The sequence below is a fragment of the Collinsella sp. AF23-2 genome, from assembly GCF_003459245.1.
Classification (GTDB): Bacteria; Actinomycetota; Coriobacteriia; order Coriobacteriales; family Coriobacteriaceae; genus Collinsella.
In genome coordinates this window covers 36,278-50,802 of the sequence record NZ_QRVG01000016.1, presented here as the reverse complement: position 1 = coordinate 50,802, position 14,525 = coordinate 36,278, and the positions used below count along the sequence as shown (strand labels likewise).

Genomic DNA, 14,525 nt, shown 5'->3' with positions numbered 1-14,525 from the left:
GGGGCCCGTTCAGGCTGTTGCGCTGAGATTGAAAATCAACCGACAAAACCCGCACATGATAACCGCCCGTCTCACGAATGAGACGGGCGGCATGAAGGGGGCTACGCTAGGCGTCTAAACCCAAAACGTTAGGCGGAACGCTTGGCCTCGAGCTTGGCCTGAGCGGCAGCCAGGCGCGCGAGGGGCACGCGATAGGGCGAGCAGGACACGTAGTCCACGTCGGCCACGTTAAACAGGCCCTTGATGGACTTGGGGTCGCCGCCGTGCTCGCCGCACACGCCAAAGTGCATGTCGGGATTGGTGGCGCGGCCCTTCTCGACGGCCAAGCGCACGAGCTCCAGCACCGCCGCGTCGATGGTCTCGAAGGGGTTGTCTTTCAGGATCTTTTTATGCATGTACAGCGGGATGAACTTGGCCTCGGCGTCATCGCGCGAGAAGCCAAAGGTCGTCTGGGTGAGGTCGTTGGTGCCAAAGCAGAAGAAGTCGGCATGATGGGCGATCTCGTCAGCGACCATGCAGGCACGCGGCAGCTCGAGCATCGTGCCCACGGGAATATTGAGCTCGACGCCTTCCTCGGCGGAAACCTCGGCGATCACGCACTCGATAACCTCGCGGGTCTGGACATGCTCGGCCGTGATGGAAACGAGCGGAACCATGATCTCGGGGCGCGGGTCGATACCCTCCTTGATAAGGCGGGCAGCGGCCGTGGCGACGGCGCGAACCTGCATGAGCGGCAGATCGCCAAAGACGACGGACAGGCGCACGCCGCGCAAGCCCAGCATGGGGTTGGACTCGACCATGCCGTCAATGCGACGCAGGCGGGCGCGCAGGGCAGTGAGCTCCTCCTCGGGAGCGCCGGCGGCCTCCTTCTTGGTGATGGCGACCTCGAGCTCGCGAGGATTATCCAGGAACTCATGAAGCGGCGGATCGAGCAGGCGGACGACCACATCGCGACCGGACATGGTCTTGAACATCGCCAGGAAGTCCTCGGTCTGAACCTTGAGCAAGTCGGCCAGGGCCTGCTGCTTCACGGCCTCATCGTCAGACAGGATAAAGCTCTGGATGATGTTCTTGCGATCGCCCAGGAACATGTGCTCGGTGCGGCACAGACCGATGGCCTCGGCGCCAAACTCGAGCGCGAGCTCGGCATCCTCGGGGTTGTCGGCGTTGACGCGCACGTGGTTGGCGTGGCCGCAGGTCTCGTCCAAACGGATCTCATCGGCCCAGGACAGGATGGTGTCCAGGTCGCCGGTGAGCTCTGCAGAGACCAGGTCGACCGCGCCGTCGACGACGATACCCTGGGTGCCGTCGATGGAGATGACATCGCCCTCGCGCAGCACGCGGTCGCTGCCCTCGATGCGCACGACCTTCTCTGCCGCGTCAATGTGGAAGCGCTCAACGCCGCAAACGCAGGGCGTACCCATGCCGCGGGCGATAACGGCGGCATGGCTCGTCTTGCCACCGTGGCTGGTCAGGATGCCCTCGGCGGCGACCATGCCCTTCAGGTCGTCGGGGTTGGTCTCCCAGCGGACCAGAATGACCTTGTGGCCCTCGTTGGCGCGCGCGACGGCGTCATCACTCGAGAACACGACCTCGCCCACGGCGGCACCAGGGCTGGCGTTAAGGCCGCTGGCCAGGGCCTCGTACTTCTTGGAAGCGTCGAACTGCGGGTGCAGGAGCTGGTCGAGCTGCGCGGGATCGATGCGGCTCACAGCCTCCTCGCGGGTGATGAGGCCCTCCTCGACCATTTCGATAGCAATGCGCAGGGCGGCAGTGGCGGTGCGCTTGCCCACGCGGGTCTGGAGCATCCAGAGCTTGCCCTGCTCGATGGTAAACTCGATATCGCACATATCGCGGTAATGATCCTCGAGCGTCAGGAACACGCGCTCGAGCTCCTCGCCTGCGGACTCGAGGCCCGGGGTGGTCTTGAGGTCGGCGATGGGCTCGGTGTTTCGGATGCCGGCGACGACGTCCTCGCCCTGGGCATTCACCAAAAAGTCGCCATAGAACTCCTTGGTGCCGTCGGCCGGGTTGCGCGTAAAGGCGACGCCGGTCGCAGAGGTCTCGCCCTTGTTGCCAAAGGCCATGGCCTGGACGTTGACGGCGGTGCCGAGCTCGTCGGAAATGCCGTGCTGCTTGCGGTAGATGCAGGCGCGCTCGTTCATCCAGCTGCCAAAGACAGCCTGGATGGCAAGGCGCAGCTGGAGCTCCGGATCGTGCGGGAAAACGGGCTTACCGTCGGCGACCTCGAGCTCGGGATACAGGGTCGCCTCGACGTTCTCGGAGAAGATGCCCTTAAAGGTCTCGACGAGCTCCTGCAGGTCCTCGGCCGAAAGCTCGGAATCGACACGAACGCCGGCGACCAGGCGGGCCTGGGTCAGAGCGTTCTCGAATAGGTCGGCGTCGACGCCCATGACGACGTTGGAGAACATCTGGATAAAGCGACGGTAGCTGTCCCAGGCAAAGCGCGGGTTCTGCGTCTGCGCGATAAGGCCCTGGACGGAATCGTCGTTGAGGCCCAGGTTGAGGACCGTGTCCATCATGCCGGGCATGGAGAACGGAGCGCCCGAGCGAACCGACACGAGCAGCGGATCGGAGGCATCGCCGAGTTTCTTGCCGCAACGGGCCTCGAGGTCCGCCTCGGCGGCAACGATCTCATCGAGTGCGCCCTCGGGCCAGACGTTGCCGGCACCGGAGTACTCGACACAGGTCTGGCAGGTAATGGTAAAGCCACCGGGAACCGGCAGACCGATGCGGCTCATCTCGGCAAGGTTTGCGCCTTTGCCGCCAAGCACGAAGTTCATGGATTTGTCGCCCTCAGTGACACAGGTGCCCTGGGCGTCGGTTCCAAAACGGTAAACCCTCTTGCAATCGCTCACGATACTTCCCCTTCCATGCGCTTACGCGCACGACCGTGGTAACGAATCGACCCGCCGGATGCGGGCCGTGAGGGAACTATACGGCGGGTTTTGGACAGGCTTGAGCAGAGGGTGCGCGGTTTGGTAAACGTGCTAAAACCGGCGGTAAACGGTAGGTAAAGGTGGCTACCTTATGAAGATACCACTACAAGGAAAGTGCAGGTCGGATGCGATGTTTTTGCTAAATCGCTTTACCATTTATCAGCATTATTTCCAAGTATTCTCTTTGGTTAGCTAAAAGAGCCCCGTCCCAAATTAGCTACCCAAACAACCTTGTCCCAAGTGAGCTACTTTTGTTGAGCGCGGCGGACGGCACGGCGGGCTCTTGCCTCTTGAATCTCTTCGAGGTGAGCAATGATCTCGGCAGCGCTTTCCTCGATGGCTTTGCCGTCGGTACGCACAACAAAGCAGCCTAAGCGCTTCATGAGGGCACGAGCTTCCTCAAGCTCGCCGCGCACGCTCTCGGGCTCGGCATAGGAGCCGGCAACGGCACGAGCGTAGTCATCGCCCAAGCGGCTATCGCGAATTTCGGAAATCACATCGACGGTCGAAATCAGGCCGAACAGGCGCATCGGGTCGACCTCGTAAATCGACTTGGGCGGCTCCATGCCGTGCGCCAGAGGGACGTTGGCAACCTTGTAACCCTGATAGGCTAAATACATCGACAGCGGCGTCTTGGATGTACGCGACACACCCAGCAGCACGATATCGGCACTCGACAGATCGTCGCAACCACGCCCGTCATCGTGCTCAACAAAATACTCCATGGCCTCGATGCGATGGAAGTAACGGTCATCGGTCTTGTGAATCACGCCCGCAACGCCCTTGGGCGGCACGCCAATGAGCGACGACAGCACGGCGAGCGTCGGGCCGATCAGGTCGACTGAACGAATATGCAGCATGCCCAGGTAATCGAGCACGCGGGCGCGAAGCGTCGGATCGACAATGGTATGGAACACGGCAATATCGCGATGGTCGGCATCGACGCGCGGGCCCACAAACGACTTGACCTGCTCTACCGAGGTCACCTTGGACAGGCGCAAGAGACGAAAAGCCCCTTCATCAAATTGCCCGGACGCCGCAAGCACCACCTCACAAGCGGTATCGCCGAGCGAGTCGGAGATAACGATAACGTTGGGACGAGCGGTGACCGGGCAATCCATGCGGGGCTCCTTTTGCGCTTACGCGCAGGCTAGCTTACTTTTTGCGGGCAAGCTCACCGATGTTGGCGATGCCGGAGAAAACGGCCTCGAAGCGGTTGAGCAGCTTAAGGCGATTATCGCGAAGCTGCTCGTCCTTGTCCATGACCATGACCTCGTCGAAGAAGCGGTCGATGGGGGCACGCAGGGCGGCGAGGGCAGCAAATGCGGCCGGGTAATCCTCGACAGCGAGAGCAGCATCGACGGCGGTCCGAGCGGCCTCGGAGGCGTCGGCAAGCGCGAGCTCAACCTCGCCCATCAGGGCGCGGTCGTACTCCGCACCCAGCTCGGGCTTGGAGATGTGCGCGGCGCGGGCATAGGCGGTCGCCAGGTTATCGAACGTCTCAGCGTCGTTCTTGCGGGCCTCGTCGAGGGCGGCGCAGCGGGCGAAGAAGACGGACGGAGCAATGATGTGCACCGCGGAGACGGCGGCAACGGTATCGGCCGGGATCTTCTCGTCGCGGGCCATGCTCACCAGGCGGCCATGGAAGAAGTCGCGAACCTGCTGGGCGACCTCGGCGGCGTCGAACTCAATGCCCTGCTCACTGTAGAGCTCAAGGGCGAAGTCGATGAGCGACGTGGGATCGATCGGCAGACGGTCGCGCAGGATGTTGATGATGCCGATAGCGGCACGACGCAGCGCGTAGGGGTCGGAGGAGCCGGTCGGGGGCTCGCCGATGGCAAAGATACCGGCGATGGTATCGAGCTTGTCGGCGCAGGCCACGATGCAGCCAGCGGTGCCCTCGGGCAGCTCGTCGCCGGCAAAGCGGGGACGATAGTGATCGCGAATGGCATGAGCGACCTCGTCGTTCTCCCCCATCGCGCAGGCGTAGTAACCACCCATCACGCCCTGCTGGCTCGTGAACTCGACGACGGCGTTGGACACCAGGTCTGCCTTGCACAGGTGTGCGGCGCGAGCAGCGTCGGCGGCAAGATGGGCGCCCAGGTGAGCCTCGCGGGCGATGGCGAGCGCGAGCTGCTCGATGCGCTCGGACTTGGCGAGCACGCTACCGAGCTTCTCCTGGAAGGCAACCTTGGCCAGACGCTCACGGAACTCGTCGAGGGAGATCTTCAGGTCCTCCTCGTAGAAGAACTTGGCATCATCCAGACGGGCGCGCACGACGCGCTCGTTGCCGTCGATCACGCGCTCGGCATTCTCGGGCTTGCTGTTGGAAACGACCACGAACTCACGCGTGAGCTTGCCCTCGCCGTCATAGATCGGGAAGTAGCGCTGGTTGGTGAGCATGGACTCGCAGATAATCTCGTGCGGGACCTTGAGGAACTCCTCATCGAAAGTACCGACGAGCACCGTCGGCCACTCGCAGAGGTTGATAACCTCCTCGAAGACCTTCTTGGGCGTATCGACATGGCAGCCGGGACGGGCAGCCTCGACCTCAGCGATACCGGCGAGGATGGCCTCGCGACGACGCTCGGCAGAAAGCACGCCGGCGTCCTCGAGCACCTGCTCGTAGGCGGCGGGGCTGGCAACCACATGGTCACCAGGGCCAAGTACGCGATGACCACGCGTGGTGTTGCCACTCGTCACGTCGGCAAACGACACGGGCACAACATCCTCACCCAAAAGGCAGCAGATCCAACGGACCGGACGCACGAACGTCGCGTGCTCGTGGCCCCAGCGCTGGGAGCGGTAGTTGGGCCACTGCAGGCCGGCGATAGTCTTCTCGCACAGGGCCGTCAGGATCGGGGTGGCCGGGGCGGAAGGAATGTTCTTCTCGGCAAAGACATACTCGCGACCGTCCGTATCCTCGCGACGGACCAGGCCCTCGGCAGCCACGCCGCACTTGCGGGCGAAGCCCTGGGCGGCCTTGGTGGCGTTACCGTCAGCATCGAAGGCGATGTTGGCCGCGGGACCGCGCTTGACCTCATGGACCTCATCGGTCGCAGTGGCGACGTTGGCCACGAGCGCAGCCAGTCGACGCGGGCTCGAGATCACGCGGACCTCGCCATGGGCCAGACCGGCCTCGTCGAGACCCTTGGCGATCATGGTGCCAAGCTGCTTGACGGCATTGTTCAGCGGTGCGGAGGGCATTTCCTCCGTACCAATCTCAAACAGGAAATCCTTAGCGTCTGCCATGGCTTACGCCACCTCGCCTTCCTGGTCGGCATTCTCGTTGACTCCGGCGACCTCGGCCATATAGGCCTCGCAGCACGCCTTGGCGACGGCGCGGACGCGCAGGATGTAGTTGGCACGCTCGACCGCGGACAGGGCGCCACGGGCGTCGAGCAAGTTGAAGGCATGGCTGCACTTCATAACGCAGTCGTACGCCGGCAGCGGAAGCTTGCGCTCCAGGCAGGAGTGGCACTCGGCCTCGTAGTCGTCAAACTTCTGACGCATCATCTCGACGTTGGCGACCTCAAAGTTGTAGGCACTGAACTCGCGCTCGTTCTCCAGGAACACGTCGCCATAGGTCATGGGCGTGCCATCGGGCAGATAGCTCCACACCAGGTCATAAACGGAGTTGACGCCCTGGGCGTACATGGCGATGCGCTCCAGACCATAGGTGATCTCGACGGGCACGGGGTCGACCTCGATGCCGCCCACCTGCTGGAAGTACGTAAACTGCGTGACCTCCATACCGTTGAGCCAGACCTCCCAGCCAAGGCCCCAGGCGCCGAGCGTCGGGCTCTCCCAGTCGTCCTCGACAAAGCGGACGTCATGGTCGTTGGGGTCCAGGCCAATGGCGGCAAGAGACCCCAGGTAGAGCTCCTGGGCGTTGACCGGCGAGGGCTTAATGAGCACCTGGAACTGATAGTAGTGCTGCATGCGGTTGGGGTTCTCGCCGTAGCGGCCGTCGGCGGGACGGCGGCAAGGCTGCGCATAGCAGGTGCGCCACTCGGAGGGACCGAGCGAGCGCAGCGTGGTCGCGGTATGGAAGGTACCGGCACCGACCTCGGAGTCATAGGGCTGCATAATGACGCAGCCCTGCTCGCCCCAGTACTGCTGGAGGCGCAGGATGATGTCTTGGAAGGAAAGCGATGAAGCGTTCATGCCTCTAATATCCCCTCGTCGAAACGATTACACGGTTAGGTACTGTACTATAGCGTTTTTTAGTCGATAGCGCCGATGCGGTTGAGCGGCCAGTAGCGCACGAGCGCCACGGCGATCAGATCAGAGCGATCGACGGGACCAAAGTAGCGTGAGTCGGCAGAGTTTTCGCGGTTGTCGCCCATCACCCACACGCACCCATCGGGAACGGTGTAGGGATAGCCTACCTGAGCGCCGGGAGCCTGGACCGAAAGCGGCCAGCTCATGCCGGTCGTGTAGTCCTCGTCGAGTGCTTGGCCGTCAACGACCACCTTGCCGTCCTGCAGGTCAACGGTCTGGCCGGCCGTGGCAATAACACGCTTGACGAGAACATCGTGCTCGGAGGTACCATCGGGGTTATGGAACACCACGATATCGCCCTGCTTGACGGGCTGACCGAGCTCGAGGCTCACCTTTTGGGCCAGGATCTGGTCGCCAATCTCGATCGTGGACTCCATGGAACCGGTGGGCACCACAAAGGGTTCGACCACAAACGAGCGAATCAAGAAGGTGGCGACGAGTGCGATCGCGACGACCACAATCCACTCAAACGCACCCCTTAGCACGGAATGCTGCGATGGGACCATTCTCACTCCTCGCTCTGCGAATACGACGCGTCCAGAATCTCCTGCGCGTAAGCGCGCTCCTCGGGCGTGAGCCGCGCAGTCTCGATCAGGTCGGGACGCCAGCGGCAGGTGCGCTCGATGGCGTTCTTGCGACGCCAGGCATCGACCTTGGCGTGATCGCCGCTCACGAGCACCGGCGGCACGCCCTCGCCGTTGAACTCGGCAGGACGGGTGTACTGCGCGTACTCGAGCAGGCCTCCGTCCTCGGCGGTTGAGAACGACTCGTCGACGTTGCTCATTTCGTCACCAAGGGCGCCGGGAATCAGGCGCACGACAGCGTCGGCAACAACCATAGCGGGTAGCTCGCCACCCGTAAGCACATAGTCGCCAATCGACAGACGCTCGTCGGCATACGCATACGCGCGCTCGTCGACGCCCTCGTAACGGCTGCACACAAACAGCAGGCGCTCACTTTTGAGCAGGCGCTCGGCCACATGCTGCGTAAAAGGCTCGCCACAGGGGGTAAAGAACACCACAGTGGGCTTGGGGCCCTCTGCGCTAATGGCCTCGATGGCCTCGGCGATAGGCTCGACCTTCATGAGCATGCCCTGCCCGCCGCCGTACGGCTCGTCATCGACGGTACGATGGCGGTCGTGCGTCCAGTCGCGCAGGTTATACGCCTTAAAATCAAAAAGGCCGGCCTTGCGGGCGCGGCCCAAGATCGATGTGGACATGACGGGCTCAAACATCTCGGGAAAGACCGAAAGGGTCTCGATCAGCATGTTGTCCTCCCTACTTGTCCATATCGATCAGGCCGTCCATAACGTGGACGGAAATTGTTCCCGTGTCGGGAAGATCGAGCACAACCTGCTCGATCACGGGAATCAGTACCTCGCCGTACCGATCACCCTCGACAACCCAAACATCGTTAGCGGGCGTCGACATGATCTCGACGATCGTGCCGAGCGAACCGAAGCGCTCGTCGACCACCTCGCGACCCATCAGGTCGGTATAGGCAGCGTCGAGCGAATCGAGCTCAAAGTCGTCACGATTTGCCAGCACGTAGCACCCCGTGATGCCCTCGGCGGCCGTCAAGTCGTCAATGCCCTCAAACGAGACCAGATCGCCATCGCCCGTATCGGTGACGGACACGACCTTGCAAAAGCGGTCGCGCTTGAGTGCCGGCGGCGTCAAGGCGACGCGCATACCCGGCTCTAATACAGAAGGAAGCCCCCGCAGCGGCTGCGCGAGGACCTCCCCCTTCCTTCCGTGCGGCTTGACCACACGGGCGATGTTTTTGTACTGGGACCTCAAGGTCCTAGCCCAGAACCTCTACCTCGACAGCAGTGTCGAGGCGAGCGGCCAGCGCACGGGCGAGCGTGCGAATGGCCTTGATGGTACGGCCACGACGGCCGATGACCTTAGCGACGTCATCCTCGGCGACCGAAACCTCAATCGTAGAGGCGTCGTCACCATCGATGACCTCGAGGCTCACGGAATCCGGGTCGTCGACGATCTGAACAACGAGATATTCGACGAGATCGGCGATGCGATCTGAGAGCATTGCCTCACCCTCGAGCTGTGCAGCGTCAACCTCAGGCACGATTTACTCCTCGGCGCCCTCAGCGGCCTCAGCGGCAGCCTTAGCGGCCTCGGCCTCTTTGGCGAGCTGCTTCTTGGACTTCTTGACGACGGTCTCGGTCTTCTCGCCCTCGTTGGCGGCCTTGACCAGAGCGGCGACGGCGTCGGTGAGCTGAGCGCCCTTGGACTGCCAGTCGGCGATCTTCTCGAGGTCGAGGTTGATGGTCTTGGGGGCGGTCATCGGGTTGTAGCGGCCAACCTCCTCGATGATACGACCGTCACGCGGGGCGCGGGAATCGGCGACGACGACACGGTAGTACGGACGCTTCTTAGCGCCGTGACGAGCAAGGCGAATCTTGACTGCCAAAGGAAACTCCTCCAACCAAGCAGCTTTAGGCTGCAACTACAAACAAACAGTTGAACATAATACGCCATCGACGCGGGCAGGTGAAGTCCGTGAGACCAACTTCTTCGGTGTAGTCGAGGGCAAATCCATATCTTAGACAAGAATTCGGGATTTGCAAGCACATACACGCACCCCACATGAGCTGCGCGGTATACTCATGACATGGAAATACGCGAACATACATACGGTTATGAGGATGCCATGGGCGTCACGCCGCCTCCCTGGACGGGTCCGGCGGTGGGCCTCATGGACCTCGATGCGTTTTTTGCGAGCGTGGAGATGCTCGATCATCCCGAATGGCGCGGTAAGCCGCTCATCGTGGGCGGAGACGCCGATTCGCGTGGCGTCGTGTCCACGTGTTCGTATGAGGCGCGTCGCTTTGGCGTGCACTCTGCCATGGCCTCGGCCGAGGCGCGGCGCTTGTGCCCGCAAGCCATTTGGACGCACGGGCACTTTGATCGCTACCGCGAGGTGAGCGCGCAGGTCATGGCGATTCTTGCCGAGGAAACGCCGCGCGTAGAGCGCGTATCCATCGACGAAGCCTTTATCGATATCACACCGGGTCGCTTTGCGCCCGAAGACCCGCGACTGGTTGCGCGGCGTATAAGCGACCGCGTGGCAGCGCTGGGAGTGACCTGCTCCATTGGCGTGGGCTGCAACAAGACGGTCGCAAAGATCGCAAGCGAGCGTGACAAGCCGTTTGGATTGACGATTGTGCGCCCCGGGACGGAACAGCGCTTTTTGGCCGCGCTACCAGTGTCTGCCATGAGCGGCATCGGGCGCTCGGCCGAGGAACGACTGCGCCGCATGCGCATCTACACCCTCGGCGAGCTATCACGTGCACCGGAATCCACCTTGGCCTCTATTTTTGGCGTCAACGGCGAACGCATGCGCCAGCGTGCGCTGGGACTCGAAATCTCCGAAGTCACAAGTCTCGATGAAGAGCGTGAGGTTAAATCGGTGAGCAATGAGCGCACCTTTGCGAAAGATTTGACTGAGCGCGGGGACATCGAAGCGGCGATTGCGCTGTTGGGCGAGTCAGTGGGACGCCGCCTGCGCCGTCAGGGACTGACGGGCGCCACGGTGACGCTCAAGCTCAAGTATTCGTATGGAAGCGGTCGCTCGGCACAGCGCCGGCTGCCTCATCCGACCGACGATGAGAACATCTTTGTGGCGGTTGCGCTCGAACTGCTCGACAACATCTGGCAGGAAGGCATGCATGTGCGTCTGGCGGGTATCGGGATGAGCGACTTTGACCATCAGGGCGGCATCCAGACCGACCTGTTCTGCGAAGTCGACGACCGCGGAGCCCAATCCAGCGACCGACGCGACCTCTCGGTTGCTATCGACGCCGTCCGAGACAAGTTCGGCGACACCGCCCTATCCTTCGGCCGCCAATCCCGCTTCAACGATTAACCGCCTTTGGGCAAAAAGAAAGCCGGGCAGGTACGGAAAACCGCAACTGCCCGGCAAAATGCGCGAGGCTAACTAAAAGCCCCGTATCAAATGAGCCACTAGAGGAGGTCGAGGGGGAGCTGGGGGGCGTCACCCCAGAGCTTTTCTAGACGGTAGAAGTCGCGGGCTTCGGGAGTGAAGACGTGAACGACGACCGAGCCGTAGTCCATGAGCATCCAGGTCTTCTGCTCGCGGCCCTCGATGGAGAACGGATGCTCGCCGCAAGCCGCGGCGACCTTCTCCTCGATCTCGTCGACGATAGAATCGACCTGGCGGTTGTTGGTACCGGTGGCAAGCACAAAGTAGTCGCACACGTCGGAAAGCTCGGTCAGGTCGAGCACCTGCACGTCCTCGCCCTTCTTGTCGTAGGCGGCCTGCGCGGCGGCGCGGGCGACATCCTCGGCGGCGACACCGCTCGCGGACAGCGAGGCGGCGGTGCGGTCGGACGTGGCAACGAAACTCTTGTGCTCCACACCTTCAAGAATCTGCTCGTCAGTCATGGTCTCGTCGGCCATGGAATACCTCTTTCTAGACACACCCGAGCTAGCGCAGCTGGGCGTAATGGTTGTAAATCGTAATAGCCGTGGGATAAAGATAGCGCCCGGACTGGATCACATAGACCAGACCCTGCGCAAAACAGGAGAAGAACAACTCGTCGAGCGAGGACTTCCCCACCATCTTGCGCAGCGCATGGGCATAGTCGCCGTGGCGGTTGGGCTCGATGGCATCTGCCACAAAGACCACCATATCGAGCGGCGTCATGTCGCAAGCACCCACGGTGTGACGGTCGACAGCCTGAAAGACTGCCGGCGACAGCTCGGGAAAAAGCTGCGGAAGCTCATAGGCGGCAACAGGGCCATGCAAAAGCGGCGTCGCGGCGGAAGGAGAGCCGGCAATCATAATGCCGTAATGCAGAGCGCGCGTAACCAGCTCGTCGTCGGAGAGCACTTTGTCCCAGTCGTGGATCAGACCGGCAGCAGCGGCATCAAAGCGGTCAACGCCGTAGACCTCGGCCAGATGAAGTGCGGTCTCGGCAACACCCAGCGAATGCACATAGCGCTTGCGCTTATCCTTCATTCGAACATCGAGCAGCTCTTGAATGCGCTTGAGCAGCGCGTGCTCATCGCCCTCAAACTGATCCTCTACCGACAACGTAGACCCCCATCACACAAAATCTTCTTGGCCCAAATCGGCATATAGCCTGCGTTTGCGAATGTAGCCGAGCACGGACTCGCTCGTAAGATAGCGCACGCTCATACCGCGGGCAACTCGCTTGCGAATGTTCGTCGAGCTGATCGCCAGCGCCGGAATCTGAATATAGCGCACGTCGAACGGCAGCCCCGACTCTTTGATTCGGGCACGCGCCGTATCGATATCAAAGCCCGGTCGTGTCGCCGCAATAAAGGTAGCAAGCTCAGCGATTCGTTCGGCATCATGCCAGGTCACAATATCGATAATCGCGTCGGCGCCCGTAATAAAGTAGAGCTTTACCTGCGGCGGGTAAAAGTCGCGAAGGGCATGAAGCGTATCGGCCGTATAGGTTACGCCCGGACGGTCGATCTCGAACCGGCTCGCCAAAAAGGCCGGGTTCGCGGCGGTGGCGAGGACCGTCATGGCATAACGGTCCTCGGCAGGCGTAACCGGCTTGTCAAGCTTAAAGGCGGGAGAGCCCGCCGGCATAAAGAGCACAGCGTCCAAGTCGAGCGACTCGCGCGCCTGCTCGGCAGTCACCAGGTGCCCGTAATGAATCGGGTCGAATGTGCCGCCCATAATGCCAAGCCGAAACTCCTTGCCCTCTTTTATGGGAAGCTCGGGCAAACCGATTCCACCGCGCAGCGACATGGCTTACTCGCTCTCCGAGGTCTCGGCATCGTCCGCGGCATCCGCCGCATCAACAACCTCGACGCCCTCATCCGCAGCATCGGCCACGTCAATGGCCTCAACGGCAACGTCCTCGCCAGCATCCTCGAGCTCCTCGTACTCCGAGAAGTCCTCGGCGCCCTCAAAGTCAAAGGCGCGCTGGCAAATGCGGACCTCGTCGCCCGCACGGCAACCGGCCTTCTCGAGCGCGTCGTCAACACCCATACGCGCAAACTTATGCTGCAGGTAAATAACGGCTTCCTCGTTTTCCCAGTCGGTCTGGATGACCATGCGCTCGATGGCACGACCGACCACGCGGAAGGCACCGGGCTCTTCCTGGACAATGCGGAAACGCTTCTCACGCTGCAGGCGGCGGCGCTCCCACTCATCGTCGCGCAGGTCGACCGGTTCATCGGAGACCGCCAGCTCGGCGCGGAGCTTGGCCACCTGCTCACCTACGGCAAGCATCAACGTATTGAGACCGGCGCCCGTCACGGCAGACACGGCAAAGAACATATGTCCATCGTCGAGCGCTGCGCGCTTGAGGTCGGCAATCTTATCGGCCGTGCCCGGCGCGTCGCACTTGTTGGCGACAACGATCTGCGGACGCTCCGAAAGCTCGGCGCCATACTGCTCGAGCTCGCGGTTGATGATGCGATAGTCCTCAACCGGATCGCGATCCTCAAAACCGCCCGTCATGTCGACGACATGCATAATCAGGGCCGTACGCTCAATGTGGCGCAAGAACTGGTGACCCAGGCCCTTGCCTTCGCTCGCGCCCTCGATAAGACCGGGGACGTCGGCAACGACATAAGAATATTCGCCGGCACGCACCATGCCCAGATTGGGCACGAGCGTGGTAAACGGGTAGTCAGCAATCTTGGGGCGGGCGGCACTCATGCGCGCAATGAGCGATGACTTACCCACCGAGGGAAAGCCCACGAGTGCGGCATCGGCCATAAGCTTCATCTCGAGCTCAATCCAGTGCTCCTCTGCCGGTTCGCCCAGCTGAGCAAACGCGGGCGCGCGGCGCACCGACGTCACAAAGTGCGTGTTGCCCAAGCCGCCGGCGCCACCAGGGGCCACGACAACGCGCTCGCCATCGTGCACCAGATCGGCAATCTCGAACATCGGGGTCTGCGTCTCGGGGTCGAGCTCGCGCACCACGGTACCCATAGGGACCTTGAGAATCAGGTCCTCGCCGCTCTTACCGTTACGACGGGCACCCTGCCCGTGCGTGCCGCGCTCGGCGCGGAAGTGATGCTTAAAGCGGTAATCGATCAGCGAAGACAGCTGAGCATCGGCCTGGATGACGACATTGCCGCCACGACCGCCGTCGCCGCCATCGGGGCCGCCCTTGGGGACAAATGCCTCACGCCTAAACGACATGCATCCGGCTCCGCCGTCGCCGCCGCACACGTTAATGCGGCTGATATCGGTGAACTGTGACAACAGAATCGCCTCCTACAAAAAAGAGGGAGACCCTTGAATCCT

General features: G+C 62.0%; 14 protein-coding genes. 1 reads left to right on the top strand and 13 read right to left on the bottom strand.

The features are described 5' to 3' along the window. Positions 1-128: 128 nt before the first annotated feature. The 9 genes from ppdK to rpsP all read right to left on the bottom strand — a co-directional run bounded on the left by ppdK (position 129) and on the right by rpsP (position 9,677). On the bottom strand, positions 129-2,879 hold the full coding sequence (gene ppdK / locus DWY03_RS07355; protein WP_117840320.1) for a pyruvate, phosphate dikinase: 2,751 nt from the start codon (positions 2,877-2,879) through the stop codon (positions 129-131). A gap of 326 nt (positions 2,880-3,205) precedes the next feature. Next, positions 3,206-4,081, bottom strand: a complete 876-nt coding sequence (locus tag DWY03_RS07350) for a pyruvate, water dikinase regulatory protein (protein ID WP_117736669.1) — start codon at positions 4,079-4,081, stop codon at positions 3,206-3,208. Between the two features lie 34 nt (positions 4,082-4,115). Further along, positions 4,116-6,212 (bottom strand): glycine--tRNA ligase subunit beta, encoded by a 2,097-nt coding sequence (gene glyS / locus DWY03_RS07345; protein WP_117840319.1) that lies wholly within the window; start codon positions 6,210-6,212, stop codon positions 4,116-4,118. A 3-nt stretch (positions 6,213-6,215) separates the two neighbouring features. Continuing rightward, positions 6,216-7,127: a glycine--tRNA ligase subunit alpha gene (locus DWY03_RS07340; protein ID WP_117716653.1), complete on the bottom strand. Its 912-nt coding sequence runs from the start codon at positions 7,125-7,127 to the stop codon at positions 6,216-6,218. A 59-nt stretch (positions 7,128-7,186) separates the two neighbouring features. Then, positions 7,187-7,750 (bottom strand): signal peptidase I, encoded by a 564-nt coding sequence (gene lepB / locus DWY03_RS07335; protein WP_117840318.1) that lies wholly within the window; start codon positions 7,748-7,750, stop codon positions 7,187-7,189. Positions 7,751-7,752: 2 nt separating this feature from the next. Next, positions 7,753-8,511, bottom strand: a complete 759-nt coding sequence (gene trmD, locus DWY03_RS07330) for a tRNA (guanosine(37)-N1)-methyltransferase TrmD (protein WP_055285126.1) — start codon at positions 8,509-8,511, stop codon at positions 7,753-7,755. Positions 8,512-8,521: 10 nt separating this feature from the next. Beyond that, complete coding sequence (gene rimM / locus DWY03_RS07325) at positions 8,522-9,013, bottom strand: ribosome maturation factor RimM (protein ID WP_231500815.1); 492 nt, start codon at positions 9,011-9,013, stop codon at positions 8,522-8,524. Between the two features lie 34 nt (positions 9,014-9,047). Further along, positions 9,048-9,293, bottom strand: coding sequence for a KH domain-containing protein (locus tag DWY03_RS07320; RefSeq protein ID WP_171021534.1), 246 nt, complete (start codon positions 9,291-9,293; stop codon positions 9,048-9,050). A 42-nt stretch (positions 9,294-9,335) separates the two neighbouring features. Then, positions 9,336-9,677: a 30S ribosomal protein S16 gene (rpsP, locus tag DWY03_RS07315; RefSeq protein ID WP_022094749.1), complete on the bottom strand. Its 342-nt coding sequence runs from the start codon at positions 9,675-9,677 to the stop codon at positions 9,336-9,338. Positions 9,678-9,878: 201 nt separating this feature from the next. On the opposite strand from rpsP, the gene dinB reads away from it, so the two are divergent. Further along, positions 9,879-11,132, top strand: a complete 1,254-nt coding sequence (dinB, locus tag DWY03_RS07310) for a DNA polymerase IV (RefSeq protein WP_117840316.1) — start codon at positions 9,879-9,881, stop codon at positions 11,130-11,132. A gap of 98 nt (positions 11,133-11,230) precedes the next feature. Here the strand turns inward: dinB and rsfS are convergent, their stop codons facing one another. The 4 genes from rsfS to obgE all read right to left on the bottom strand — a co-directional run bounded on the left by rsfS (position 11,231) and on the right by obgE (position 14,483). After that, the gene (gene rsfS / locus DWY03_RS07305; protein WP_055250002.1) at positions 11,231-11,686 is read right to left on the bottom strand and encodes a ribosome silencing factor; all 456 of its coding nucleotides are present in this window, start codon (positions 11,684-11,686) and stop codon (positions 11,231-11,233) included. 28 nt (positions 11,687-11,714) lie between these two features. Further along, positions 11,715-12,248 carry a bis(5'-nucleosyl)-tetraphosphatase (symmetrical) YqeK gene (gene yqeK, locus DWY03_RS07300; protein ID WP_197032817.1) on the bottom strand — a complete coding sequence of 178 codons (534 nt, stop codon included), beginning with the start codon at positions 12,246-12,248 and terminating at the stop codon, positions 11,715-11,717. Between the two features lie 87 nt (positions 12,249-12,335). Next, entirely contained in the window at positions 12,336-13,013 is a 678-nt protein-coding gene (gene nadD, locus DWY03_RS07295; RefSeq protein ID WP_117840314.1) for a nicotinate-nucleotide adenylyltransferase, read from the bottom strand. Positions 13,014-13,016: 3 nt separating this feature from the next. After that, complete coding sequence (gene obgE, locus DWY03_RS07290) at positions 13,017-14,483, bottom strand: GTPase ObgE (RefSeq protein ID WP_197032816.1); 1,467 nt, start codon at positions 14,481-14,483, stop codon at positions 13,017-13,019. Positions 14,484-14,525: the final 42 nt, after the last annotated feature.

Coding starts and splice junctions, on each gene's coding strand:
- yqeK (WP_197032817.1), bottom strand. CDS start 12,248: ATGAAGGATAAGCGCAAGCGCTATGTGCATTCGCTGGGTGTTGCCGAG.
- DWY03_RS07350 (WP_117736669.1), bottom strand. CDS start 4,081: ATGGATTGCCCGGTCACCGCTCGTCCCAACGTTATCGTTATCTCCGAC.
- rsfS (WP_055250002.1), bottom strand. CDS start 11,686: ATGGCCGACGAGACCATGACTGACGAGCAGATTCTTGAAGGTGTGGAG.
- DWY03_RS07320 (WP_171021534.1), bottom strand. CDS start 9,293: ATGCTCTCAGATCGCATCGCCGATCTCGTCGAATATCTCGTTGTTCAG.
- dinB (WP_117840316.1), top strand. CDS start 9,879: ATGGAAATACGCGAACATACATACGGTTATGAGGATGCCATGGGCGTC.
- trmD (WP_055285126.1), bottom strand. CDS start 8,511: ATGCTGATCGAGACCCTTTCGGTCTTTCCCGAGATGTTTGAGCCCGTC.
- nadD (WP_117840314.1), bottom strand. CDS start 13,013: ATGTCGCTGCGCGGTGGAATCGGTTTGCCCGAGCTTCCCATAAAAGAG.
- glyS (WP_117840319.1), bottom strand. CDS start 6,212: ATGGCAGACGCTAAGGATTTCCTGTTTGAGATTGGTACGGAGGAAATG.
- DWY03_RS07340 (WP_117716653.1), bottom strand. CDS start 7,127: ATGAACGCTTCATCGCTTTCCTTCCAAGACATCATCCTGCGCCTCCAG.
- lepB (WP_117840318.1), bottom strand. CDS start 7,750: ATGGTCCCATCGCAGCATTCCGTGCTAAGGGGTGCGTTTGAGTGGATT.